General features: G+C 63.1%; 23 protein-coding genes. 14 read left to right on the top strand and 9 right to left on the bottom strand.

The genetic code is table 11. The features are described from left to right. Window positions 1-151 precede the first annotated feature (151 nt). The 7 genes from NCS02_RS19795 to NCS02_RS19765 form a co-directional block, all read right to left on the bottom strand. A complete protein-coding gene (locus NCS02_RS19795) occupies window positions 152-1009 on the bottom strand; it encodes a triphosphoribosyl-dephospho-CoA synthase (RefSeq protein ID WP_175982838.1) in 858 nt (285 codons plus the stop codon). Beyond that, complete coding sequence (locus NCS02_RS19790; RefSeq protein ID WP_250503152.1) at window positions 996-1925, bottom strand: ATP-grasp domain-containing protein; 930 nt, start codon at window positions 1923-1925, stop codon at window positions 996-998. Before NCS02_RS19790 ends, NCS02_RS19795 begins: the two co-directional genes overlap by 14 nt. Next, a complete protein-coding gene (gene mch / locus NCS02_RS19785; RefSeq protein ID WP_250503151.1) occupies window positions 1922-2920 on the bottom strand; it encodes a methenyltetrahydromethanopterin cyclohydrolase in 999 nt (332 codons plus the stop codon). The genes NCS02_RS19790 and mch overlap by 4 nt, the downstream gene beginning before the upstream one ends. Continuing rightward, on the bottom strand, window positions 2917-4092 hold the full coding sequence (locus tag NCS02_RS19780) for an ATP-grasp domain-containing protein (protein ID WP_008354355.1): 1176 nt from the start codon (window positions 4090-4092) through the stop codon (window positions 2917-2919). Before NCS02_RS19780 ends, mch begins: the two co-directional genes overlap by 4 nt. Next, on the bottom strand, window positions 4089-5018 hold the full coding sequence (locus tag NCS02_RS19775; protein ID WP_250503150.1) for an NAD(P)-dependent methylenetetrahydromethanopterin dehydrogenase: 930 nt from the start codon (window positions 5016-5018) through the stop codon (window positions 4089-4091). Before NCS02_RS19775 ends, NCS02_RS19780 begins: the two co-directional genes overlap by 4 nt. 49 nt (window positions 5019-5067) lie before the next feature. Next, window positions 5068-6120, bottom strand: coding sequence for a beta-ribofuranosylaminobenzene 5'-phosphate synthase family protein (locus tag NCS02_RS19770; RefSeq protein WP_008354358.1), 1053 nt, complete (start codon window positions 6118-6120; stop codon window positions 5068-5070). 833 nt (window positions 6121-6953) lie between these two features. Continuing rightward, window positions 6954-7334, bottom strand: a complete 381-nt coding sequence (locus tag NCS02_RS19765; protein ID WP_250503149.1) for a 4a-hydroxytetrahydrobiopterin dehydratase — start codon at window positions 7332-7334, stop codon at window positions 6954-6956. A gap of 345 nt (window positions 7335-7679) precedes the next feature. Here NCS02_RS19765 and NCS02_RS19760 point away from each other — a divergent pair, with 345 nt between their 5' ends. The 11 genes from NCS02_RS19760 to NCS02_RS19710 all read left to right on the top strand — a co-directional run bounded on the left by NCS02_RS19760 (window position 7680) and on the right by NCS02_RS19710 (window position 18461). Further along, window positions 7680-9491: a methanol/ethanol family PQQ-dependent dehydrogenase gene (locus NCS02_RS19760; RefSeq protein ID WP_008354360.1), complete on the top strand. Its 1812-nt coding sequence runs from the start codon at window positions 7680-7682 to the stop codon at window positions 9489-9491. Window positions 9492-9603: 112 nt separating this feature from the next. Further along, window positions 9604-10026, top strand: a complete 423-nt coding sequence (locus NCS02_RS19755; RefSeq protein WP_250440783.1) for a c-type cytochrome — start codon at window positions 9604-9606, stop codon at window positions 10024-10026. Between the two features lie 62 nt (window positions 10027-10088). Beyond that, the gene (locus NCS02_RS19750) at window positions 10089-11000 is read left to right on the top strand and encodes a substrate-binding domain-containing protein (protein WP_008354362.1); all 912 of its coding nucleotides are present in this window, start codon (window positions 10089-10091) and stop codon (window positions 10998-11000) included. Beyond that, the gene (locus tag NCS02_RS19745) at window positions 10997-11746 is read left to right on the top strand and encodes a hypothetical protein (protein ID WP_008354364.1); all 750 of its coding nucleotides are present in this window, start codon (window positions 10997-10999) and stop codon (window positions 11744-11746) included. The genes NCS02_RS19750 and NCS02_RS19745 overlap by 4 nt, the downstream gene beginning before the upstream one ends. Before the next feature lie 539 nt (window positions 11747-12285). Next, window positions 12286-13260, top strand: a complete 975-nt coding sequence (locus NCS02_RS19740; protein WP_033536897.1) for a LysR family transcriptional regulator — start codon at window positions 12286-12288, stop codon at window positions 13258-13260. Continuing rightward, window positions 13257-14189: a quinoprotein relay system zinc metallohydrolase 2 gene (locus NCS02_RS19735; RefSeq protein ID WP_034473493.1), complete on the top strand. Its 933-nt coding sequence runs from the start codon at window positions 13257-13259 to the stop codon at window positions 14187-14189. Before NCS02_RS19740 ends, NCS02_RS19735 begins: the two co-directional genes overlap by 4 nt. A 20-nt stretch (window positions 14190-14209) precedes the next feature. Continuing rightward, complete coding sequence (locus NCS02_RS19730) at window positions 14210-15076, top strand: quinoprotein dehydrogenase-associated SoxYZ-like carrier (RefSeq protein ID WP_250503147.1); 867 nt, start codon at window positions 14210-14212, stop codon at window positions 15074-15076. Beyond that, window positions 15073-16005 carry an MBL fold metallo-hydrolase gene (locus NCS02_RS19725; RefSeq protein ID WP_250519945.1) on the top strand — a complete coding sequence of 311 codons (933 nt, stop codon included), beginning with the start codon at window positions 15073-15075 and terminating at the stop codon, window positions 16003-16005. The genes NCS02_RS19730 and NCS02_RS19725 overlap by 4 nt, the downstream gene beginning before the upstream one ends. Window positions 16006-16058: 53 nt before the next feature. Beyond that, a complete protein-coding gene (locus NCS02_RS19720; protein WP_008354369.1) occupies window positions 16059-16367 on the top strand; it encodes an EthD family reductase in 309 nt (102 codons plus the stop codon). A 186-nt stretch (window positions 16368-16553) separates the two neighbouring features. Continuing rightward, window positions 16554-17168, top strand: coding sequence for a TetR/AcrR family transcriptional regulator (locus NCS02_RS19715; RefSeq protein WP_250503145.1), 615 nt, complete (start codon window positions 16554-16556; stop codon window positions 17166-17168). 69 nt (window positions 17169-17237) lie between these two features. Beyond that, window positions 17238-18461, top strand: coding sequence for a YbfB/YjiJ family MFS transporter (locus tag NCS02_RS19710; RefSeq protein ID WP_175982847.1), 1224 nt, complete (start codon window positions 17238-17240; stop codon window positions 18459-18461). Here NCS02_RS19710 and NCS02_RS19705 read toward each other — a convergent pair. Together NCS02_RS19705 and NCS02_RS19700 are read right to left on the bottom strand one after the other, a co-directional pair. Further along, window positions 18458-19201 (bottom strand): Pr6Pr family membrane protein, encoded by a 744-nt coding sequence (locus NCS02_RS19705; protein WP_250440779.1) that lies wholly within the window; start codon window positions 19199-19201, stop codon window positions 18458-18460. The genes NCS02_RS19710 and NCS02_RS19705 overlap by 4 nt on opposite strands. 278 nt (window positions 19202-19479) lie before the next feature. Continuing rightward, window positions 19480-20868, bottom strand: a complete 1389-nt coding sequence (locus NCS02_RS19700) for a dihydrolipoyl dehydrogenase (RefSeq protein ID WP_008354374.1) — start codon at window positions 20866-20868, stop codon at window positions 19480-19482. A gap of 228 nt (window positions 20869-21096) precedes the next feature. Between NCS02_RS19700 and phnC the strand changes: the two genes are divergently transcribed. From phnC to phnE, 3 genes are all read left to right on the top strand, one after another. Beyond that, a complete protein-coding gene (phnC, locus tag NCS02_RS19695; protein ID WP_250459707.1) occupies window positions 21097-21933 on the top strand; it encodes a phosphonate ABC transporter ATP-binding protein in 837 nt (278 codons plus the stop codon). Then, the gene (gene phnD, locus NCS02_RS19690; protein WP_250459709.1) at window positions 21930-22892 is read left to right on the top strand and encodes a phosphonate ABC transporter substrate-binding protein; all 963 of its coding nucleotides are present in this window, start codon (window positions 21930-21932) and stop codon (window positions 22890-22892) included. The genes phnC and phnD overlap by 4 nt, the downstream gene beginning before the upstream one ends. 84 nt (window positions 22893-22976) lie before the next feature. After that, the gene (gene phnE, locus NCS02_RS19685) at window positions 22977-23711 is read left to right on the top strand and encodes a phosphonate ABC transporter, permease protein PhnE (protein ID WP_250519946.1); all 735 of its coding nucleotides are present in this window, start codon (window positions 22977-22979) and stop codon (window positions 23709-23711) included. Window positions 23712-23762: the final 51 nt, after the last annotated feature.

The raw sequence follows: 23762 nt of genomic DNA, 5'->3' as shown, positions 1-23762 counted from the left end.
TGGTTCTAGGGATAGCGACTTGCTCTCGACTCGCGACGGGCACCTCTTTAGCCGCGCAAGGCTCGCGGTCCCACCGGATTGCCGATGCGACCGCTCAACCGCGAACTTCCTAACATGTTCCGTGCCAATTTCCGGTCCGCGCGGGCAGACTTCATGCATTCGCCGATGACGTCGTCAACGCGACGAAAAGCGCCGCCACCGCGAGGTCCGCGCTCGTGCCGGGATTGATGCCGCGCGCCTTCAGTTCGGCATCCCATCGATCGAGCGCGGGCGACTCCGCGGGACAACCCGCCGCGTGCCAGTTCGCGCGATGCATCGCCGCATCGCGCGTGACACTTTGCGCCATCGCCGCGCCCTGCTTGCGCACAATGTGCGAATCGGGCCAGCCGGAAAGAAACGTCAGGAACGCTTCCAGCATCGCGCGATGCTCCGTCGCCGACGACACGGCGCCCACCGCATCGAGGCCCGCGCCGAAGATATCGGCGAAACCGTTCTCATACTGACGCGCAATGCTGTCGCGATCCGCCGCGAGCGACATCGCCGCGCGCAAGGTCACGGTCGGCGGCGCATGCACGGGCTGCTCGGGCGCGTCGCCGAGGCCGCCCGGATTCGCCAGCGCGATCGCGCGATACGCGAGGCGCGCATCGTCGACGTCCAGTTCCGCGAGCACGCGCTCGGTCGCCGCGCGCCAGCGCGATGCATCGATCGGAGCGTCGCCATCGAAACGTTCGAGCGCGGCGCACAAAGGCGCGGCGAGCAGCACGATGCCCAGATTCGTGTTGCAGCCGACCGCGTCGAAAGTCCGCCGCACGGCGTCGAGAATGCGCGCGCCCACGCGTGCGCGCGGCGTGAAGAGTCCCGCCGCCGCCGTGCCCGCGCTCGCGATGAATTGCGCCGATGTCATGTTGTGCCCCGCGCTCGCGACGCTCACGTTGCCGGGCTTCCTGGTCTCGACATCGAGCCGGCACGCGCGCAGAAACGCGGTGCGCGCGGCGTCAGACGCGCTCATCGCCGCTGGCGAGCGCAAGCGGGCCTTTCGATGCGGCCAGCTTGCGATCGAGAAAATCGTCGACGAGCAGCGCCGCGATATCGCGCGGCGTCACCGATTGCAAACCGCGCCACGCCGCGACGCCGTTCACTTCGAGCACGACCGGCCGTCCGCCTTCCGACGGAATCAGATCGACGCCCGCGTAGTCGAGACCGAGCGCCTGTGTCGCGCGCACGGAGATGTCTGCGAGCGCGGGCGTGATTTCGGCAGGCTCGCATTTCGCGCCGCGCGCGAAGTTGTGGATCCAGTCTTCGCCGCCGACGCGCTTCATCGCCGCGACCGCCTTGCCGCCGATCACGAGCACGCGCCAGTCGAAGCCAGGCGCACCCGCATCGACATAACGCTGCAGATACGCGACCTGACTGAAGGGTTCCAGCGACGGCAGCGTCACGCCGGGCTTCTTCAGCCCTTTGCCCTGCGAACCGAAAAGCGGCTTCATCACGACTTGCCGGCCCGCCGCCGCCTCGCGCATCAGCACGCGCTGCGCATGCGACGGCGATTCGCTTGCCCACGTCGCGGGCGTCGGCACGCCGTATCGGTTGAGCAGAAAGCTCGTCATCGACTTGTCGACGCTGCGCTCGATCGCGCGCGCATCGTTATAGACGGGCACGCCGCTCTCGCGCAGCGCATGCAGGATGCCGAGCCGCAACGTCACCTGCTCGAACGTGCCGCCCGCGATGCCGCGCACGAACACCGCGTCGGGCAGCGTGTGGCCGAAGCCGGGAATCGCGAGACCGTGCGGTTTCCATGTCGTGTCGATGCGGCAATCCGCGAGATCGACGCAACGCGCTTCGACATCGCGCGCGCGGAATGCTTTCTTCAGGCGGCCGGTGTGCCAGCCTGTCTCATCGGTCATGATGGCGACGCGCAAGCTCATGACGCGCTCCATTGCGCGTCGAGCAAAGGCTTGTCGACCTTGCCGCCGTGATACGTCGCGCCGCTTTCGAGACTCGACACCCACGCTTCGGCGGGCGCGAAGAGCGCCGGATCGATCTGATAGAAGTCGTAGTTGAACGACGTGAAGATCTCCGCGAACGGGCGCCCGTAATCGCGCGCATTCGACGACGGCAATTCGGCGGCGAGCCGCTTCGCGACCGCATCGCTTTTGACCGTCAGATGCACGCGGCCGCCGTAGAGGATCGCGTCGTTGGTGCGGCCCATCGCCTGGATGCCGTCGGGCGCGGGCGGCGGAAGCGGCGCGCTGCCGCTGCCTTCGACGATCTCCGCGAGATCGACGCCCAGCACATGCGTCTTGTGCAGCGCGACTTCCACGACACGCGCGACGACCTGCACCGTGCCCGCAACAGACTGTGTCGGCGTCACGGCGATGACGAGCTTGTCCGGCGCGAGGCCGCAATCGTTGAGCACTTTGTCGATGACAACTTGCGGCGGCAGCCGGTCCACTTCCATCACGAGCGCACCGCGATCGTGGCGGTCGCGATAGCCCAGTTCGTCGAAGAGCGGTTCCTTGCACGCGAGCGCGCGCGCCGGCCCCGAGCCGAGCGAGAAAAATTTCTTGCCGCCCGTTTGCTCCTTGGTCGCGGAAAGGCTCCAACCCGCGTACTGACTCGCGAGGCACGCGAGCACCGGGTTGCTCGTATGCACTTCGATGAAGCTCGGCCAAAGCGGTGCGTCATCGAACGCGCTGCGCCGCGCGACCCGCCCGAGCCCGCCCATGCAGATGCGCGCAATCAGGATGCCCGCGTCGGCGCTGCCTTTGGCGTTCACGCCCGCATCGACGATGACGGTGCCGCCATCGGTGCGCGTGACGTCGACGTGAAGACGCGCGGCATCGTCGATGAGACGCGCGACGAGCCGCTCGCTCGATGCGTTGACGCTCACCGCCGAATCCGCCTGGAAAGTTGAAGTCATGGTCTCGATAAGAGTTCGATGCGTTGCAAAAGGCGCGCATGCTCGCGATCCAGCGCGTCGCGCAGATCGGAGAACGCGGGCGCGGACGCGGTCATCGTGCAGACCGGCTGGCCCGCTTCGATGCGCGCGCCGACGAGCGGCACGTCGTGACACGCGGGATCGTCGAAACATGCGTCGCTGAACGCGGGCGACGCCGTGAAGCCTTCGTGCGCGAACACGACGCGCTGCCCCGCATGGAGCGGCGGGGTGCGAGCGGCGGTATCCGGCGCGTGCGGCAGCTCGCCGTGCAGACACGCATCCAGATGCGCGCCGATCAAACCGCGCGGCCAGGCGTCGGGCCAGGCGGCTTCATAGAGCGCCATCGTCGATGACGGGCGCGTGTTGATTTCGAGCACGCTGAACGTGTCGCCGTCGAGCAGAAAGTCGATGCTGTTCAGCCCCGTCAGATCCGTTTGCCAGACGATTCGATCAATCGCTTCGACGATGCGCGCCGCGATGCGCGCGGACAATCGCACCGGCCCGAGCGAGCCCGCGTGCACGAAGGGCAGACGTCCCGCCGCGACCGTCAGTTGCTCCGCGAAGCCGATGACCGCCGCCTCGCGATGCGCGGCGACGAAAAGCGCGGACATCGAACGGCCCGGCGCGAGCCGCTGAAAATACGCGCCGGCGGGCGCGCGCCCGACATCATCGGCCCATTCGATATGCGTGCCGCCGCAGCCGTCCGAACGTTTGACGAGCCAGCCGCTGCGATCGGCGGGCGGCGTGTAGCGCACTTCCGGATGCGCGATGTGCGCTTCGTCGAGCAGCGCGAAGAAGCGGCGCGGATCGCGCACCGCCGCCGCCTGCGCGCCGTTGCCGATGAAGCGCGGCATGTGCGGCGCGCGGCTCAGTTCGCCCGCGAGCGGCTCCAGTCCGCTCGTCACGATTAGACCGAGCATGCGCGGCAGGCGCGCGGCGTGTTCGAGCGCATCGAAGAGACGCGCGCGATCGATCGACAGACCCTTGCCGCCAATATCGAACCACATGCCCGCGTGCTCGCGCGTGTCGCGATCGCCGAAGATATCGAGCGCGACGACGTTCAGTCCCGCGCGCGCCGCCGATTGCGCCAGAAGCCGCGCCGACAAACCCGCGACGGCGATGCGCGGTGCGCGGGATAGCTCGCCTGCGATCATGAGCTTTGTCCCGCGACGATCGCGCGGGCTTCGTCGAATGCTTCGGGAAAGCCGAGATAAACGGGCTTGCCGCCGGTGCGCATGCGCAAAAACAGCCGATGCTCTGCCTGATATTTGACGTTGCCGATCGCGAGCGCGCCGATGCCGACCGCGTCCGCGCGTGCGGCGCCCGCGAGCGGCTTGCCGTCGTCCATCACGTTGACGCCGGCGATGCCTTCGGGCGGCACGGCGTTCACATCGGCGGCGATCAGCACGTTTTTTGCGTGGGCGAGATCGGCGGATGTCATCACCTGTACGCCCGCGACCGCCGTCGCGAACACGACTTCGGCGCGCGCGAGTTCGCGATGCAACTGATCGGGCGAGCCGGTCGCGACGCCCGAAGTCGCGATATCGAAGCGGCGATTGATTTCGTCGCTCACTTGCGTCGCGCGCGACTGGCTCGAATGGCTCGCGACGACGACATCCGCGCCGAGCGATGCGGCCATCGCCGCGGCCACGCGTCCGACCGCGCCGGTGCCGCCGAGAATGAGCACGCGCTTGCCGCCGAGATCGACGGAATGCGCGGCGCGCAGATGCTTTTCCGCGAGCGCGACGAGCGCGGCGGCGGTCGTGTACGCGCCGCTCGGATCGGCGAAGACGGAGACTTCGAACGGCGGGACCATCGCGTTGCGGGCTTTTTCGAGCATGTCGGCGGCGAGCATCACGTCGCGTCCGCCGATGAAGATGCCCGTGCGCGACACGCCTTTTGGCCCGCGCGAGAAGATCGCGTCCTGCGTGAGCTGCACGACGATGTCTTCATCGACATTGCAGTAGGGCACGAGGATCTGATAGCCCGCGTCGGCGGCCATGTTCACATCGAACGGACTCATTTGCGGCGTGCTGGTGAACATGTGCAGGACGTAGGGTCTTTCGGTGGCTTCGGGCATGGCGATGGACTCGTTGGGCGTGGTGGATGGTTCGATGTGCGTTCCGTGCTCAGGCCGCGTCCGCGCCGTGATGACGATGACCCGCCGCACGCCACGTCGCGCCGCGATTGCGTCCGGCGGCGATCGTGAACGCGAGCGGTGCGCCTTGCGAGACGCGCTGCGCGGCGGCGAGCGCGCGTTCGGCGTCCTGCGCGCTCGCGACGAACGCGAAGCCGACCGGCCCCCACGATGTCTGTCCGATGCCCGCTTTCTGCTCCGCGGCGACGGCTTCGAGCGCGCGCGCGACGGCGGGGCTCGCGAACACGCCGCCTTGAACGGGCGCGAAGTATTCGCCGATGGTGTGTTGCAGGTCGCAGATGGCGTCGGCGTAGGTGTCGAAATCGTGTTCCGCGACGGCGGGCAGGACGCGCATCAGCACGAGATGCGAAAGGTGCGCGGCGAGCGATGCGGGGAAGGGTGCGAGCGATGCGAGGCCGCGTTTCTCTTCGTCGCCGTGGAGGCCTTCGCGCGAGGTGTCGTCGATGAGCAGGACGCGCCATGCGTCCGGGAATGGCTGGCGGGCGATGAGCGGCGGCAGTTTCGTCGTGGAGGTGTGGCGGGTATTGCGCGCGTCGCGGCCGCCGTCGACGATCAGGCCGCCGTGATCGAAGCCATGTATGCCGATGCCGGAGCGCGCGCCTCGCGCGAGGATTGTGGCGATATCGGCGGTGGTGGCTTCGTGGCCTCGTACGCGGGCGTAAGCGGTTCCCAGGGCCAAGGCCAGCTGCGTGCCGGAGCCTAAGCCCGTGTGGGCGCGCGGGGTTTCGTGTACCTCGATGTCGATCGTTGGGCCTTTGCCCAGTGCTGCTTCCAGTTGCTCGACGTGGTGTTCGATGCGTTCGCGTTGTGCTTCGGTGGTTGCGCCTTCGATGTGCGCATCGCGTCTGGATGCTGGTGCTTGCCTCGCCGTTATGCGCGTGCCGTGCGCGTCGATCGCAAGACCCACGCTGCCGAAGACGCGGCCCAGCGAGCCATTCGGATCGATGAAGCCAAGATGCAGGCGCGCAGGCGATTCGACTGTGATCGCCGTGGGCGGCGAGATGCGTGCTGGTTGAGTCGGCATCGGGATGGGCTTCCTTTTTCTTGGCGGGATTTTTTTGGGGCTTTGGGGTTAGGCAAATCCTGTACCAGTTTTTTTGTTTCGCCGGATTCCGTGGTCTGTCGGTCTATTAGCGTTGCCCCCTGTGCGGGGCGGCACTCGCTTTCCTTGCTGTAGTCGCCGGATCCCGGTTTCGCGTCGGTCTATTAGCGTTGCCCCTGTGCGGGGCGGCACCTACTTTCTTTGCTGCTGCAAAGAAAGTAGGCAAAGAAAGCAGCTTTTCAGGCCCGCGGTCACACGCAATTTGGGTAGTCCTCTCGTCGCAGGCGGCACTCGCCTAAAGAGTGCCCTCATCACAATAACGGGGCTTGGATCGCGCACGGTCCGCCGCCCAATAACTTCGAGGGCGCTGGTTCAGCACGAAATAGCATCGGCACAGCGCTACGCGCTGCCGCCGGGTCTGCAAGGGAAACCATCGGTTTGCGCGCGCAGTGCGATAAAGATGTTAGTAGCGAAGCACGCGCCGACCCGATAGACCGGTCGGCCGCGCAGCGGGCTGGAGCTATTTGGTGCTGAACCAGTTGGTATGTGGTGCGATGAGACGGACCGTGCGCGAGCCAAGCCCGATGGGGCCTATGAGGGCACTCTTTAGGCAGCCCACGATGGACGAGAGGACTACCCAAATTGCGTGTGACCGCGGGCGTGTCAGTAGCTGCTTTCTTTGCTTACTTTCTTTGCAGCAGCAAAGAAAGTGAGTGCCGCCCCGCACAGGGGCAGTGCTAATAGACCGACACGAATACGGGATCCGGCGAAAGCGAAAGCGAAATCAAAAGCGGAACCGAAAGCAAAAGCAAACCTCAACCCTCGTCATACTTGATATAGCGGAAGCGCTGATCATCCGAGGGAGTGCCCTCGAGCGGCCCATCCTCCTTCCCGGGCTGCCATTGAATGACCTCTTCGATCTTCGAAGCAAGAGCAAAGTCCTTATCCGTGATGCCTTTAGCGGAATGCGTCTTGAGCTTGACGATGACGAACGCATAAGAAACCGTGAGATCCGGATGATGCCAGGCCGCTTCGGCGAGATGCGCCACCGTATTCACGACCATGAGCGTCCCCTTCCAGCTTTCCGTCTTGAACTTGCGCCTGAGCCACCCATCCTCGACATACCAGTGCTGGAGCACACCGGTCAGACGCTGCTTGATCTCCTCATCGGAATAGACCTTCTCGGCTTGAGCCATGGCGAAGCCTCCGCAAAATTATCGACGCAAGACCCAGTATGCGCCAAACAAAACATGCTGCATCGCGTCATGTCACACGCGCCGCATGACTGTTCGCGTATTTGACACAGTATGTGTCGCCACCCGACAGAAATTCGTCCACTAACGACAGCATCACCCGTCGAATTCCCGATTTAAAGCAACAGAAGTTAAACCGGCATGGAATATGCAATTGGCCTCTCTACGCAAACGTCCGGCTATGTACTGGACGAAGCGCAACTCGTTACCTGCATTTGAAGGCGCGCACGATGCAACCCGGTAGCGTGGTCATCCCTGGGTCGGAGGCATCACCATTCTGGAGGAGACATGAACTTACGCACCCTGGTTCTTGGACTGGCGGTGGCAGCGACGGCAGGCCTGAATTCTTATGTCGCTCAGGCCGACTCGCAGCTCGACAGCCTGATCAAGAATCCCTCGAACTGGGCGGCGCAAGCGGGCGATTACTCGAATCACCGCTATAGCACGCTCAAGCAAATCAACGAAAACAACGTCGGCAAGCTACAGGTTGCCTGGACCATGTCGACTGGTGTGCTGCGCGGTCATGAAGGCTCGCCGCTCGTCATCGGCGACACGATGTATATCCACTCGCCCTTCCCCAACAAGGTTATCGCCATCAACCTGAAGGATCAGACCTTCATCTGGCAATACCAGCCCAAGCAGGACAATCAGGTCATATCGGTGATGTGCTGCGATACGGTCAACCGTGGCCTTGCATATGGCGACGGCAAGATCTTCCTCCAGCAAGCCGACACCAAGCTCGTCGCGCTCGACGCAAAAACCGGCGACGTCGTATGGACCGCGACCAACGGCGATCCGAAGAAAGGCGAAACCAACACCAACGCGCCGCACGTTTTCGGCGACAAGGTCCTGACCGGCATCTCGGGTGGTGAGTTCGGCGTGCGCGGCCGTATCGTCGCGTACAACATCAAGGACGGCAAGGAAGTCTGGAAGGCCTACAGCACCGGTCCCGACAACGAAATGCTGATGGACCCGCAGGCGACCATGACCTGGACCGACGGCAAGATGACGCCGGTCGGTGCCGACTCGTCGCTCAAGAGCTGGCAGGGCGACCAGTGGAAGTACGGCGGCGGCACGACATGGGGCTGGTACGCATGGGATCCGAAGCTGAATCTCATCTACTACGGCTCGGGCAATCCGGGCACATGGAACCCGACGCAGCGTCCGGGCGACAACAAGTGGTCGATGACGATCTTCGCGCGCGATCTCAACACGGGCCAGGCGAAGTGGGTCTATCAGATGACGCCTCACGACGAGTGGGACTATGACGGCGTCAACGAGATGATCCTCTCGGACCTGAACATCGGCGGCAAGACCGTGCCGGCGATCGTTCACTTCGACCGCAATGGCTTCGGCTATACGCTGAATCGCCAGACGGGCGAACTGCTCGTCGCGCAGAAGTACGACCCGGCGGTGAACTGGGCCGATAGCGTCGATCTGAAGAGCGGCCTGCCGATTCGCAATGCGAGCTACTCGACGCAGAAGGCCGGTCCCGATCACAACGTGAAGAACATCTGCCCCGCAGCGCTCGGCTCGAAGGATCAGCAGCCGGCCGCATTCGATCCTGGCTCCAAGCTCTTCCTCGTGCCGACGAATCACGTCTGCATGGACTACGAGCCGTTCCAGGTCGATTACGTGTCGGGTCAGCCGTTCGTCGGCGCGACGCTCTCGATGTATCCGGGCCCGAACGAGAAAGGCGCGATGGGTAACTTCATCGCGTGGGATGCCTCGAAGGGCAAGATCGTGTGGTCCAAGCCGGAGAAGTTCTCGGTGTGGTCCGGCGCGCTCGCGACCGCAGGCGGCGTCGTGTTCTACGGCACGCTCGAAGGCTACATCAAGGCAGTGCGCATCAAGGACGGCAAGGAGCTGTGGAAGTTCAAGACGCCATCGGGCGTCATCGGCAACGTGTTCACGTACCAGTACCAGGGCAAGCAGTATATCGGCGTGTACTCGGGCATCGGCGGCTGGGCCGGCATCGGCATGGCGGCGGGTCTCGAGAAGTCGACGGAAGGCCTGGGCGCGGTCGGCGGCTACAAGGAGCTCGCGAAGTACACGGCTCTCGGCGGCACGCTCTTCGTGTTCGCGATTCCGGGCGGTTGATGTTTCTTCGATGTGAATGAGTCGATGTGCGATGCGCGGCGGCTGCAACGGCCGCCGCGCCGCAGCAACACGAAGCACCTCATATACAAGACATGTTCAAGGAGTCAGACGTATGAAAGGCCGATCACTCTTGATGCTGACGATGACGCTCGCTGCTTCGTCCGCTTCCTTTGCACAGACGCCGCCTGCGATGCCTGCGCAAATCAAGCCGGTCGCGTATAAGGTCGTCGATGGCAACAAGGTAGACAGCGACACGCTGCAGGGCTGGAAGACCTGGCGTGCGCTCGCGTGCGAACGCTGTCACGGGGCGAAGCAGGAAGGGATGGTCGGCCCGTCGCTGATCGATGCTTTCAAGACGCTCGACAAGAATGAGTTTCATCGAACCGTATTCGGCGGTCGCGTGGACAAGGGTATGCCCGACTTCAGCGCGAGCCAGATGATGCAGAAGAACTGGGAGAACCTCTATGCGTATCTGAAGGGGCGCTCCGACGGCAAGATCAACCCGGGCGATCTGCAGGCAATCGATGCAAAATGAAGACGTTGCATGGCCGATTGGCGGCTGACGTCTGATGACTGCTCTCATACCCGGAGGTGTCGATGTCTGATCGTAATGCAAGCCGCGCCGCTTCGTTCCGATTCGTAGCCACGTTATGCGCGGCATTCGCGACGTTCTCGGCGCAACAGGCGTTCGCGCAAGGTGCGCTCGCTCCGCCGCCCGATCTGCCGAACAACGATGGCGCGGACGGCATCCTGCGCGTGTGCGCCGATCCGAACAACATGCCGCTCTCCAACAAGAAGGGCGAGGGTTACGAGAACAAGATCGCGAGTCAGATGGCGAGCGATTTCGGCTACAAGCTCGAATATACGTATTGGCCGCAACGCATGGGATTCGTGCGCAACACGCTGCGCGAGAAAGTGCCGCAGACGGAGCGCTTCAAATGCGATCTGATCATCGGCGTGCCGAAGGGTTATGAATTGACCGCGACGACGCGTCCGTATCTGCATTCTACTTACGCGATGGTGTTTCCGAACAAGCCCGAATACGCGAGCATCAAGACTCCATCGGATCTGATGAATCTGCCGCCGGATCAGTTGAAGAAAATGAAGCTCGGCGTCTTCGTGAAGAGCCCCGCCGTGGACTGGCTGCTTCGCCATGATCTGATCGCTCAGGCTGTGTCGTATCAGGGGCAAAGCGGCGATCCCGAGGCGTTTCCCGGCGAGATGATCGAACGCGATCTGGCGAAGGGCGACGTCGATGCGGCTTTCGTATGGGGGCCGATCGCGGGCTATTTCGCGAATCGTTCCGATAACAAGGTGCGTCTCGTGCCGTTCCCGGCCGGTCAGCCGATTCGCTTCGACTATGAGATTTCGATGGGCGTGCGTTATGGCGAAAAGGCGTGGCGGGACAAGGTGGATAACTGGATTGCATCGAACCAGCCGAAGATCGATCAGATTCTGACGAGCTATCAGGTTCCGTTGTTGCCGTTGCAGCCGGAAAGCGCCCAATGAAGCGGATATACGCGGCTTCTCTTTGCGCGTGGGTTATCGCGCTGGGCAGTGCGATGCCGCGCGTCGCGATGTGTGCGGACGCGCCCGTGGCTTCGGCGCCGACGTCCGTCGATATCAAGCCCGCTGAGCAGTTGCTCTTCATGCAGCCGCATATGACCGGTGTCGAGGCGCAGACCGAGCTCGATTACGCGGTGGATTATTCCGGGCCGCCGTCGAAGGTCAATGACACGTTGCGCGTGCTCGTCGTGAGTCAGGGCAACAGCAAGAACGACGCGAAGGTTTCCGATCGGACGGGGAATGTCAACGTGCCGGGCGGCTTGCCTTGCAATCCGGTGATCATCTATTTTCTGGAGCATGACATCGCGGAGATGGAGCAACTGACGGGCGGTCAGCGGCGCTATTTCCAGCAGCGCGTGAGGATGGCGCTTGCGGCGGGGCCTGCTATCACGCCGGTGTCGAGCGAAGCGCTCGGGCTTGGCAAGCATGCGAAGGCGCAGCAGATCGTCATTCAGCCTTATTTGAACGATCCCAACGCCGAGCGGTTCACCAAGTACCTCGCCAAGCGCTATACGTTCGTCATGGCCGATGACGTGCCCGGGCGATTGCTCATGATTCGCACCGAAGTGCCCGGTGATGGGAACGATTTTGCGCATCCGCTGCAGAAGGAGACGATTGCTTTTCAAGGGACGTTCAGGAATATGGGCGCGCCGGGGAAGCCCTCGAATGCGCCTCGGGCTAGTCGGTGATTTTTTTTTCTTCTAGATGGCACTCGCCTAAAGAGTGCCCTCATCACAATAACCGGGCTTGGCTCGCGCACGGTCCGCCGCCCGAAAACGCTGAGGACACTGGTTCAGCACGAAACAGCTTCGGCACAGCGCTACGCGCTGCCGCGGGGTCTGCAAGGGAAACCAACGGGCGGCGAAGGCGGCGAGATTGAGACGTTAGTAGAGAAGCACATGCATCCCCGATTGACCGGTCGGCCGCGAAGCGGGCCGGAGCTATTTGGTGCTGAACCAGCGCGTGGTGTGGTGCGATGTGACAGACCGTGCGCGAGCCAAGCCCGATTAGGTGTTTGAGGGCACTCTTTAGGCAGCCCACGATGGACGAGAGGACTACCCAAATTGCGTGTGACCGCGGGCGTATCAGTAGCTGCTTTCTTTGCTTACTTTCTTTGCAGCAGCAAAGAAAGTGAGTGCCGCCCCGCACAGGGGCAGTGCCAATAGACCGACACGATCACAGGATTCCAAAGAAGCCGCAGCGAACCAAACCCGCCCAAAACGACCCCGTGAATTTCATCCGCTCCCTAACCCTGCGTCAGCTGCAAATCTTCGTGATAGCAAGCCGCTGTCCAAGCTTCGCCCGCGCAGCGGAGGAACTGCACCTCACCCAACCAGCGGTATCGATGCAAATCCGGCAACTCGAAGAAGCGATCGGCTTACCGCTATTCGAGCGAGTCGCGCGACGCTTATCGCTGACCGAAGCCGGCGAAAGGCTCTCACATCACGCGAGCCGCATACTCGGCGAAATCAAAGACGCCGAAGACGCCATGATGTCGCTCACACAAGCCGATAGCGGCGCGATAGCGGTGAGCATCGTCAGTTCGGCGACGTACTTCGCCCCCAAGCTTCTCGCGCTCTACAGGCAGCAATATCCCAAGGTCGATGTGCGCTTCTCCGTCGGCAACCGAGAAACGCTCTTGCGTCTCTTGCAGGACAATGCAACCGATCTAGCCATCATGGGCCGCCCGCCGCCCGAACTCGGTACGACCGCCGAGCCACTCGCCTATCATCCGCATGTGATCGTCGCGCCGCTGTCGCATCCGCTGCGTCATGCAAAACAATTCGACCTTCAGGAACTTGCGAACGATACGTTCCTGCTACGCGAACCCGGCTCGGGCACGCGCGCCGTCGCCGAGCATGTCTTTCGGCAGAACCTCTTCGTGCCCGCGCATAGCGTCACGCTCGGCAGCAACGAAACCATCAAGCAGGCCGTCATGGCGGGCATGGGCGTGAGCCTCATCTCGCTGCACACGCTCTCGCTCGAACTGCGCACCGGCGAAATCGCCGTGCTCGACGTGAACGGCACGCCCGTCGAACGCACGTGGCAACTCGTGCATTCACGCTCGAAACAACTTTCGCCGACTTGCCTCGCTTTTCGCCGCTTCCTCCTCGAACACGCCGAACCGTTTCTGGAGCGCGAATACGCGCAGTTCGGCCTGCGCAGACCCAGGCGGCTCGCCGAAGCAAGCGACGTCCGATGAACGTCGCATCGGCCTGCCGTCGCATCACGTTCCTCGTACTAATTGCGTGTGCAACTATCGCGCGTGCGCAGACCGCGCTGCAGGTCACGCAGATCGCGCCCGGTAACTACGCGCATCGCGGTCACGACGATGTCGCGACGCACGAGAACGGCGGCGATATAGCGAATGTGGGCTTCATCGTCGGAACACGCTGCGTCGCGGTGATCGACACAGGCGGCACGCTCGCGGAAGGCCGCGCGTTGCGCGCCGCGATACGCGCTGTCACGCCGCTGCCGGTCTGCTATGTCATCAACACGCACATGCATCCGGATCACATCTTCGGGAATGCGGCTTTCAAGGACGATCATCCGCAATTCGTCGGCAGCGTGACGCTCGCGCAAGCCGAAGCCTCGCGCGCGGACAACTACATGCGCGCGCTCAATCGCGAGTTGGGTAGCGCGGCAGCGGGCAGCGAAATCGTCGCGCCGACGAAGACGATCGACGGCACGGGCACGCTCGATATCGGTGGACGCACGCTCACGCTGCGCACATGGAAAACCGCGCATACCAACAACGACTTGACGGTATACGATGAGAAGAGCGGCACGTTGTGGACGGGTGATCTGCTGTTTGTGCACTGCATTCCTGTGATCGATGGCAGCGTTATCGGCTGGCTCGACGACATTGCGCGCATTCGACAGATGAATCCGCGTCATGTCGTGCCGGGGCACGGTCCGCTCGATCCGCCTTGGACGCAATCGCTCGACGCCGAGGAACGCTATCTCGCCGATCTGGCGCGCGATGTGCGTGCTGCGATCAGGAAGGGCGAAACGATCGGGCAGGCAGTCGATAGCATCGGTCTCGGCGAGAAAGACAAGTGGCTTCTCTTCGACATGTATCACCGTCGCAATGTGACGGCCGCTTATGCGGAGCTCGAATGGGAGCAGTAGTGCAGGACTGGAGGGACATCATGAAGACAACATGGTCCGGCGTTCGCGCGATGACGGTCGCGAGCCTCGCCGCCGCGGCGCTCTCGCCGTATGCCGCGCAGGCGGCGCAGCCCGACGACGATCCCGACAAGGTGGCGCGCTGGATCGACTTCAGGGAAGGGACGTTCAAGGGCCGCACGATCGACACGCACGGCGATGCGGTCATCAAGCTCGACGCCCCCGCGCGCGCAGCCGATGCCGCCGTCGTGCCGATCGCGATCAACGCGCAGTTTCCGCAATCGCCCGCGCGTTACATCAAGAAGCTTTATCTCTTCATCGACGAAAATCCCGAGCCGTATGCAGGATCGTTCGAGTTCACGCCGGAATCGGGACTCGCGACGATCGAAACGCGCGTGCGCGTGGAGGACTACACGTTCATGCGCGCGATTGCTGAGACGAACGACGGCAAGCTCTATAGCGCCGTTCGTTTCGTGAAGGCGTCGGGCGGATGTTCCGCACCCGCCGACAAGGACGAAGACGCGGCCGAGCGGACAGCGGGACAGGTCCGTCTTCAGGCCGAAGGTCACGCCGTGGCGGGCAAGCCCGAACTCGCGCAACTGATGGTGCGTCATCCGAATCGAACCGGCATGGCGATGAACCAGGTCACGCGCAACTACGCGTCGGCGTATTTCATTCGCAAGGTGTCGGTCACCTATGCGGATAAGCCGGTGATGACCGCGAACGTCAACTTCTCGATTAGCGAGAACCCGAATTTCCGCTTCTATTTCGTGCCGAGCGGAAGCGGCGAACTGAAGGCGTTTATCGAGGATACGAAGAACAAGCATTGGGACGGCGCCGTGGCGGTCAACGCGCAAACGGGCAGCGCGCAGACATCGGCGATGAAATGACGGTGCGCCGCTTGCGAGCGCTGTTCTTCACGCTGCTCTTGGCTGTCAGCACGCTCACGCATGCGGCGATGAGCGGCATGCCCGCACCTGTCGCCATTGCGCCGGGCGTGTACGCGTTCATCGGCGACAACGATGCCGTCGCGCCCGCGAATCACGGCATCGTCGCGAACAACGGCTTCATCGTCGGACAGAACGGCGTGACAGTCATCGACACAGGTTCGTCTTATCGCTATGGCCGCGCGATGATCGAAGCGATCCGCAAGGTCACGCCGTTGCCGGTGAAGCTCGTCATCATCACGCATCAGGCGCCCGAGTTCGTGTTCGGCGCGGCCGCGTTTCGCGACGAGGGCGTGCCGATCCTCGCGCACGCGCGCGCCGCGCAATTGATTCGCGAACGCTGTTCGATTTGTCTCGCCAATCTGCGCAAGACGCTCGGCGAAGATGAAATGGCCGGCTCGCGCGTGACCGTTCCCGATCAGACGGTAAACGGCACGACGGAGATCGAAAGCGGCGGACGCAAGCTGCAACTGCTGCACTTCGGTCCTGCCAGCACGCCCGGCGATCTCGCCGTGCTCGACACGCAAACCGGCGTGCTGTTCGCGGGCGGGCTCGTATCGAATGGACGCATACCCGAGCTGCGCAACGAGCAGATTTCCGGCTGGCTCGCCGCGCTCGAGAACCTGCGCGGGCTCGACCTGAAGACGGTTGTACCCGGCTTCGGCAAGCCCTTGCGCGGCGACGACATCATGCGGACCGGCACGTATCTGCGCGAGCTCGAAGCCGCGGTGAAGCAAGCCTACACGAGCGGCGTCGGACTGACCGAAGCGATGCACACCGTACAGGTGCCCGCGTTCAGGAACGACAAGCTCTACGCGACCGCGCAGCCGCAGAACGTGCAGCGCATCTATCTGCAACTGGAAAAGCAGTAGCGCGTTGACGCAACCTTTCTTCCAACGCCGTAAAACTACCAGGAGACACAACGATGGCCCAGCTCGTAGCGCTATATAAAAATCCGTCCGACCCGCAGGCATTCGACGACTACTATGCGTCGACTCACGCGCCGCTGGCAAAGACGCTGCCGGGCCTGCGGCGCTATGAGATCAGCGCGGGACCGGTCGTGGCGGCATCGGGAGAATCGCCATATCACCTCGTCGCGCTGCTTCAGTTCGATTCGCTGGAAGCGATCCAAGCCGCGTTCGACTCGCCCGAAGGCCAGAAGACCGCCGGCGATCTCGCGAATTTCGCGCAAGCCGGCGTCGATCTGCTGATGTTCGATTCGAAAGAAGCCTGACCGACCTTTATGCCTTCGGAGATGCAACCGCGTCTCCGAAGCGCGTCTCTTTCCTCAGCTTATTTCCCCGAACGCAAGACCCGCGTCGCCGAATGGGGATGCTGCACGGTTTTATATCCATCGATACAATACGTTTTCTATCGGACGATATAAAACGTCCGTCCTTCAATTCGATGGAGCGGGATCATGGCGCGACCGCGCAATTTCGACGAGGACAGCGTGCTGCATGCCGTTGCCGAAGCGTTCTGGACGCACGGCTACGACGGCACGTCCACACGCGACCTCGTGCAGTACACGGGCCTTACACAGCCGAGCCTCTATAACGCTTTCGGCGACAAGCGCGCGCTCTTTCTGCGCGCGCTCGATCACTATCTCGAACACACCTTGCGCGAGCGCATCAACAGGCTCCAATCCACGATGACGCCCGATCGCGCGATCAGCGCGTTCTTTCGCGAGGTCGTCGAGCGTTCGGTGTCGGACGAGCATCGGCGCGGCTGCATGCTCGTCAATGCGGCGCTCGGCGCATCGCCGGAAGACGAAGCGTTTCGCGAGCTCATCGCGGAGGAGATGTCGCTGATGCGCGCGTTCTTCGAGCGCTGCCTGAAGGCCGGATTCAAGAGCGGCGAAATCGAGCGCGTGATGCCGGCCGATGCCGCCGCCACGAATCTGCTCGCGGTGCTGCTCGGCGTGCGCGTGCTCGCGCGCGTCGATCCGAAGCCCGCGTTGTTGATCGGCGCCGTCGCGCCGACGCTGGCGATGCTGAGGCTGCCGCCGCTCGGGCTCAGCGTCGGCAAGCGTTAAGGCCTTCGTATCCATTCACGTCACGTTGTCCGTCCGCGTGCAAGCGCTGCGGCCGGGGGAGTCGTCATCATGTCGGAACAAACGGTATCGGCCGTCAGCGCCGATCAGCCCACTGCGCTCGATGCCCGCACTTTCTTCGCGATGCTCGCGGGCTTTTGCGCGAGTCTCGTCGCCATCGGCCTCGCGCGCTTCGCCTACACGCCGCTGATTCCGCCGCTGATCGAGGCGCACTGGTTCACGTCTTCCCAAGCGGTGACGCTCGGCGCCGCTAACTTCGCGGGCTATTTCGCGGGCGCGCTCTTCGGCCGCGCGATCGCCCATGCGCTCACGAATCGTCACGCGCTGCGGCTGCTCATGGCGATCGCGACGGTGGCCTTCTTCGCCTGCGCGTTTCCGCTGTCGATTGCCTGGTTCTTCGCGTGGCGGTTCCTTTCGGGCTTGTCGGGCGGCGCGATCATGGTGCTCGTCGCGACGACGATCCTGCCGCATGTTCCGCCCGCGCGTCGCGGCTTCGCGAGCGGGATGATCTTCGTCGGACTGGGCTTCGGCATCGCTGCATCGGGGACGCTGATTCCGAAGCTCCTTCATCACGGATTGCACGATACGTGGATGGGGCTCGGCGTGTTTTCGCTGATATTGACGGCGATTGCGTGGTTCGGATGGCCCGCGTCGAACCCACCTGCCGTCGCAAAGCAAGATGCGGCAACGCATTCGAACCCGCACGGCAATACGCGTTTGCGCCTGCTGTATGGGCAATATGCGGCGAACGCGCTCGGCCTCGTGCCCGTGATGATCCTGCTCGTCGATTGCATCGCGCGCGGCTATGGCCGAGGCGCCGAAGTGGGCGCGAGCTATTGGGTGCTGTATGGCGTCGCGGCGATCTTCGGGCCGCTCGTCTGCGGCAATGCGGGCGATCGCATCGGCTTCGGCATGGCTTACCGTTTTGCGCTGCTGGTGCAGGCGTGCGCGGTGGCGTTGCTGGCTTTATCGGCGAATCCGTATGTGATCGGTGTCGCGACGGTGGCGCTCGGCATCTCGACGACCGGCATCGTGCCCCTCGCGCTCGGGCGCGTGCATGAACTGCTGCCGCACGATCATACCGAGCAGCGTGCGGCATGGAGCAGGGCGACGTCGGCGTTCGCGTTGTGTCAGGCGCTTGCCGGATATGGCTACTCGTTTCTGTTCTCGCATACGCATAACGATTACGCGCTGATTTTTGCGTGCGGAGCGTGTGCGCTGGCCGTTGCGTTCATTGCGGATATCGTCGTGAACCGCAAGCGCGCCGCGAGCTAATCGATGTGGCCGGAAGTCGAATCGTCCGCTTCGACTTCGGGGTCTGCGACGCTCAAGTCCTCGCGTCGATGATTGATGACGAGAAACACGCTCATCAGCGCGAGGAAGGCACCGACCAGCATCGCGGCATTGATGAAGACACGTTCATAGCCGAGCTCGGCGACGTTGATGAACGGATAGGGATAAAAGTCGGAGAGACGTCCGCGCCACAGCGTGATGCAAAGATAAGACAGCGGATAGACGAGCCAGAGCGCGCATCGTTTCAATGAAAGGTGAAAGCGCGGCACGAAGAGATACCAGTACAAGGCCGCGAGCGCGGGCACGATGGTATGCAGCGATTCGTTGACGAGCGCGCGATAGCCCGATGGTGTCCATAGATAGCGCAGCAACGCGTTATAAGCGATACCGACGAACACGATATATACGACGACCGCCGTGACGACGGTCGGTTTGCGGAAGAAGCGCGCCAGGGGGAATCGCGCGCGTGTTGCAACGCAGGTGAAGCAGAACGCGGTCAGCGATACGGTCAGGTTCGTCAGGTAGCTGCTCATGCGCGCGAGGCCGTCGAAGACGGTGAAGCCGCGATTGACGAGACGCGCGATGGTGATGTCCGTCTGCGCCGCGAACGCGAGCCACGCGATCATCGCGATGGCGGCGGCCAGCGCGAGCGATGCGGTGCTGGGCGTGTGAAGCGGCAACTCGGGTTCTTGCCGGGGAGGTTGGCGGGACGTGTTCGACATGACGCCATTTTACGTGCGCGCCAGGCGACTGCACCGACGATCGCGTCAGCCGTCACGGCATGAAGCGTGGAAGGCCAAAGATCCAGCCTGGCGCCCGTTCGAGACACGTCCGATTCTGGTGCACGGCAAAGTCGACTTATAAGTATCCGTGCTTCGCCCTCGAGGAAATCCAGACATGATGTGGCGGGGATTTCCCGGATGCGCACAACAACGTTCGTCTCGCTTGGAAGTGCGGCGGGGCGCAATCGATACGCACGGAGTGCCTCGCCGCGACCCGCTCACCCGAGCCTGACAACCGCATCCCTCAACGCCGTCCTCAACCCTTCCTCGACCACCGGGTGATAAAACGGCATCCGCAGCATCTCATCGACCGTGAGCTTCATCTGCAACGCCCACGCCAGCAAATGCGCGATGTGTTCCGCATCCGGCCCAATCCATTCCGCCCCGACGAAGCGGCGGCTCGCGCGATCGACATACACATGCATCAACCCGCGATTTCTGAGCATCACGCGGCTGCGGCCTTGATCCTCGAAACTCACTTCGCCCGTCACGAACGACTCGGGCTTAAGGTCGACATGACGCGAGCCGACCATCGCAATGCCCGGATCGGTGAACGCAATTGCAATCGGCGCGCGACGCTCGACCGCTTCGACATGCGGATAACGCGCGGCATTCGTGCCCGCCGCGCGGCCTTCGTCGGCGGCTTCGTGAAGCAAGGGCAGCACGCCGTTCGCATCGCCGGCGATGAAGACCGGATGAGCGCCCGCCTGCAGCGTGAGCGGATCGTAGACCGGCAAGCCAACGTCATCGAGTGCAAGCGATGTATTGCTCAAAGCCAGCCCGCCGACATTCGGCTTGCGCCCGGCAGCGACGAGCACGTAATCAAAGGTTTCCTCGATCGACTCGCCCGCATCTGACACATAGCGCAAACGCACTTCATCTCCTTCGCGCACGGCGGCCTGCACTTGCGCAAACGGCTCGAAACGAAACGCTTCGCTGAACACACGCCCGGCATACGCACGCACATCGGGATCGGTGAAAGGCCCGACGCGCCCGCGCGCGCCCAGCAGCGACACACGCACGCCGAGCCGCGCCAGCGCCTGACCGAGTTCGAGGCCGATGACGCCCGCGCCGATCACCGCAACGCGCTTCGGCAAATCGTCCCACGCGAACACATCGTCGTTGATGATGGCGCGATCGCCGAGCGCGCGATACATCGACGGCATAACGGGACTCGACCCCGTCGCGATGACGATGCTCTTCGCCTGCACCTTCGTATCGTCGCCCACTTGCAGCAGGTTATCGTCGATGAAGCGCGCGTAGCCGGTGAGCTTGTCCGCATCGGGCATCGCATCGACGCCCGCGACGACGAAGCTGACGAAACGATCGCGCTCGCGCTTCACGCGCGCCATCACTTCGCGCCCGTCGATGCGCAGCGCGCCATCGATATGCACGCCGAACGCCGCCGCGTGCGCCGCGTGATGCGCGGCATCGGCCGCTGCGATGAGAAGCTTCGACGGCATACAGCCGACGCGCGCACACGTCGTGCCGTGCGCGCCGCCTTCGATGAGAATCGCCGAAGCGCCCGCAGCCTTCGCCGCGCGATACGCCGAAAGTCCCGCGCTGCCCGCGCCGATGATGGCGACATCCGTATGGATCGTGTTCATGATGAAGTTCCGAGTGATTGATGCAGTTGCGGATCATCATGAAGCGCGGCACGCAAAACGTGAATGCTTGTTCGTATCGCTTTTCTGCTCGATCGTCTCAACTCGCGACGCATCGAAGTGATGTATTCATCTAGACGTCTCATGCGCGTCACTATCTCGTCATGTTCGCTTCCTAGAATCTCCCGAACGTTTCAGCGCGCCATGTGAGCGCGCCCATCGAGGGAAGCTATGGACGCAATTCGCATCGAGCGTCTCACCAAGACGTTCCGGAATGGCCGCAAGGCGCTCGACTCCGTCGATCTGCGCGTGGAAGAGGGCGAGATGGTCGCGCTCATCGGCGCTTCCGGATCGGGCAAGTCGACGCTTCTGCGGCACATCGCAGGCTTCACGGCATCCGACCCCGCGCCGTCGCACGTCACGTTGCTCGGCCGCCCGATCCAGCAGAACGGCAGGATCGTGCGTGAAGTGCGCTCGATACGCCGCGACGTCGCCTTCGTGTTTCAGCAGTTCAATCTCGTCGGACGTCTTTCAGTGCTGACGAACGTGCTGATCGGCGCGTTGTCGCGCGTGTCGTTGTGGCGTCGTATGTCCGGGCGCTTTCCGCGCGACGAACGCTCGCTCGCGATGGATTCGCTCACCGCGATGGGCATCGGCGAACACGCGTTCGAACGCGCGAGCAATCTGTCGGGCGGTCAGCAGCAGCGCGCGGCACTGGCACGCGCGCTCGTGCAGCGTGCGCGCATCGTGCTCGCGGATGAACCGATCGCATCGCTCGATCCCGAATCGGCGCGACGCGTCATGGAACTCATGCAGACGCTCAATCGCGAGCGCAAGCTGACGGTCGTCGTGTCGCTGCATCAGATCGATGTCGCGATGAAGTACTGCCCGCGCACGATCGCGTTGCGCGATGGCCGCGTCGTCTTCGATGGCGCGAGCGAGCGTCTCACGCCCGAGGTGCTGCACAAGCTCTACGGATCGTCCGCCAGCGAACTGCTTGCGCATCACGTAGCGCGGACGCACGCCGCGGAACTTCAACTCAACGTCAACTCCTGGATCGCATCATGAAAAAATTTCTGGCCGGCGCCGCGCTCGCGTCTTGCCTGCTGACGCAATCCGTTCTTGCCGAGACGATCAACTTCGGCATCATCTCGACGGATTCGTCGGCCGCGCTCAAGCAACGCTGGCAACCGCTCATCGACGATCTGAACAAGCAGACGGGTCTCGACGTGAAGGCCTACTTCGCGACCGACTACGCGGGCATCATCGAAGCGATGCGCTTCAACAAGGTGCAGATCGGCTTCTTCGGCAATGCATCGGCGATCGAAGCGGTCGATCGCTCGAACGGCGAAGTCTTCGCGAAGGTGAAGTACAAGAACGGCGAAGCGGGCTATTACTCGCTGCTCATCACGAACGCGAACAGCAAGTGGAAATCGCTCGATCAGGTGCTGAAGAACACGAAGGAAATCAATCTCGGTTTCGGCGATCCGAACTCGACGTCGGGCACGCTCGTGCCGTCGTATTACCTCTTCGCGAAGAACGGCATCAACCCGAAGTCGTCGTTCAAGAGCGTGCTGCCGTCGAGCCATGAGGCGAACATGCTCGCGGTCGTCAACGACAAGATCGATGTCGCGACCAACAACACCGACATGCTCGACACCATCAAGACGCAACATCCCGAGCTGTATCCGAAGGTGCGCGTGTTGTGGAAGTCGCCGCTTATTCCATCGGACCCGCTCGTATGGCGTCGCGATCTGCCGCAAGCGACGAAGGACAAGCTGCGCAACTTCTTCGATCACTACGCGGAAAAGGACCCGCGCGAACAAGCGGTGATGACTGCGATCTCGGGCTATTCGGGCTTCGCCGATTCGTCGAATGCGCAACTCGTGCCGATTCGTCAGATGGCGCTCTTCCAGAAGAAGCAGCAGGTGCAGAACGACGCGCATCTCGACGACGCCGACAAGAAGGCGCAGATTGCCGCGCTCGATCAGAAGATCGCCGCGCTCGACACGACGGCGGCGAAGTAAATGAAGCCGCTCGACGTAACGACGTTCGAGGCCGGCATCGTGCGGCCCGTGCGGACGAGTGCACCGAAGCGCAGCTGGACATCGATGTTCGGCTGGATCGTTCTGATCGCCGTGCTGGGTCTGTCATGGCAGAGCGCGGAAATGCGCCCGCTCGATCTGCTCGGCGCATCGGGCAACATGAGCCAGTTCGCGCGCGACTTCTTTCCGCCCGACTTCACGGAATGGCGCACGTACGTGCATGAAATGATCGTGACGCTCGCGGTCGCCGTGTGGGGCACGGCGCTCGCGCTCGTCTGCGCCGTGCCATGCGGGCTGCTATCGGCGCTGAACATCGCGCCCGTATGGATCTCGCAACCCGTGCGCCGCCTGATGGACGCGTGCCGCGCGATCAACGAAATGGTCTTCGCGATGTTGTTCATCGTCGCGGTCGGACTCGGGCCTTTCGCCGGCGTGCTCGCGTTGTGGGTTCATACAACAGGCGTGCTCGCGAAGCTCTTCGCCGAAGCGGTCGAAGCCGTCGATGCGCGGCCCGCCGAAGGCGTGCGCGCGACCGGCGCGAGCAGTCTCGATGAAATCGTCTACGGCGTGCTGCCGCAAGTGTTGCCGCTGTGGATTTCGTTCGCGCTGTATCGCTTCGAGTCGAACGTGCGCTCCGCGATGGTCGTCGGCATGGTCGGCGCGGGCGGTATCGGCGTCGTGCTGTATGAAGCGATCCGCTCGTTCAACTATGCGCAGACGTCGGCGGTGATGCTGATCGTCATCGCGATCGTGTCGATGATCGATCTCGCTTCGGGGTGGGTGCGCGAACGCGTGATTTGATTGCGCTTGCAACTATCGATGCCGAGCGCCTCATCAGGCGCTCGCGTCGTT

It is taken from the genome of Caballeronia sp. NCF2 (genome assembly GCF_023631205.1).
GTDB lineage: Bacteria > Pseudomonadota > Gammaproteobacteria > Burkholderiales > Burkholderiaceae > Caballeronia > Caballeronia zhejiangensis.
This window is presented reverse-complemented; position numbering and strand designations above follow the sequence as displayed.

Coding starts and splice junctions, on each gene's coding strand:
- NCS02_RS19790 (WP_250503152.1), bottom strand. CDS start 1,925: ATGAGCTTGCGCGTCGCCATCATGACCGATGAGACAGGCTGGCACACC.
- NCS02_RS19745 (WP_008354364.1), top strand. CDS start 10,997: ATGAAGCGGATATACGCGGCTTCTCTTTGCGCGTGGGTTATCGCGCTG.
- NCS02_RS19720 (WP_008354369.1), top strand. CDS start 16,059: ATGGCCCAGCTCGTAGCGCTATATAAAAATCCGTCCGACCCGCAGGCA.
- NCS02_RS19780 (WP_008354355.1), bottom strand. CDS start 4,092: ATGATCGCAGGCGAGCTATCCCGCGCACCGCGCATCGCCGTCGCGGGT.
- NCS02_RS19750 (WP_008354362.1), top strand. CDS start 10,089: ATGTCTGATCGTAATGCAAGCCGCGCCGCTTCGTTCCGATTCGTAGCC.
- NCS02_RS19705 (WP_250440779.1), bottom strand. CDS start 19,201: ATGTCGAACACGTCCCGCCAACCTCCCCGGCAAGAACCCGAGTTGCCG.
- NCS02_RS19795 (WP_175982838.1), bottom strand. CDS start 1,009: ATGAGCGCGTCTGACGCCGCGCGCACCGCGTTTCTGCGCGCGTGCCGG.
- NCS02_RS19730 (WP_250503147.1), top strand. CDS start 14,210: ATGAAGACAACATGGTCCGGCGTTCGCGCGATGACGGTCGCGAGCCTC.
- NCS02_RS19715 (WP_250503145.1), top strand. CDS start 16,554: ATGGCGCGACCGCGCAATTTCGACGAGGACAGCGTGCTGCATGCCGTT.
- NCS02_RS19770 (WP_008354358.1), bottom strand. CDS start 6,120: ATGCCGACTCAACCAGCACGCATCTCGCCGCCCACGGCGATCACAGTC.
- phnD (WP_250459709.1), top strand. CDS start 21,930: ATGAAAAAATTTCTGGCCGGCGCCGCGCTCGCGTCTTGCCTGCTGACG.
- NCS02_RS19700 (WP_008354374.1), bottom strand. CDS start 20,868: ATGAACACGATCCATACGGATGTCGCCATCATCGGCGCGGGCAGCGCG.
- NCS02_RS19765 (WP_250503149.1), bottom strand. CDS start 7,334: ATGGCTCAAGCCGAGAAGGTCTATTCCGATGAGGAGATCAAGCAGCGT.
- NCS02_RS19755 (WP_250440783.1), top strand. CDS start 9,604: ATGAAAGGCCGATCACTCTTGATGCTGACGATGACGCTCGCTGCTTCG.
- NCS02_RS19735 (WP_034473493.1), top strand. CDS start 13,257: ATGAACGTCGCATCGGCCTGCCGTCGCATCACGTTCCTCGTACTAATT.
- mch (WP_250503151.1), bottom strand. CDS start 2,920: ATGACTTCAACTTTCCAGGCGGATTCGGCGGTGAGCGTCAACGCATCG.
- NCS02_RS19775 (WP_250503150.1), bottom strand. CDS start 5,018: ATGCCCGAAGCCACCGAAAGACCCTACGTCCTGCACATGTTCACCAGC.
- NCS02_RS19725 (WP_250519945.1), top strand. CDS start 15,073: ATGACGGTGCGCCGCTTGCGAGCGCTGTTCTTCACGCTGCTCTTGGCT.
- NCS02_RS19760 (WP_008354360.1), top strand. CDS start 7,680: ATGAACTTACGCACCCTGGTTCTTGGACTGGCGGTGGCAGCGACGGCA.
- NCS02_RS19710 (WP_175982847.1), top strand. CDS start 17,238: ATGTCGGAACAAACGGTATCGGCCGTCAGCGCCGATCAGCCCACTGCG.
- phnC (WP_250459707.1), top strand. CDS start 21,097: ATGGACGCAATTCGCATCGAGCGTCTCACCAAGACGTTCCGGAATGGC.
- phnE (WP_250519946.1), top strand. CDS start 22,977: ATGTTCGGCTGGATCGTTCTGATCGCCGTGCTGGGTCTGTCATGGCAG.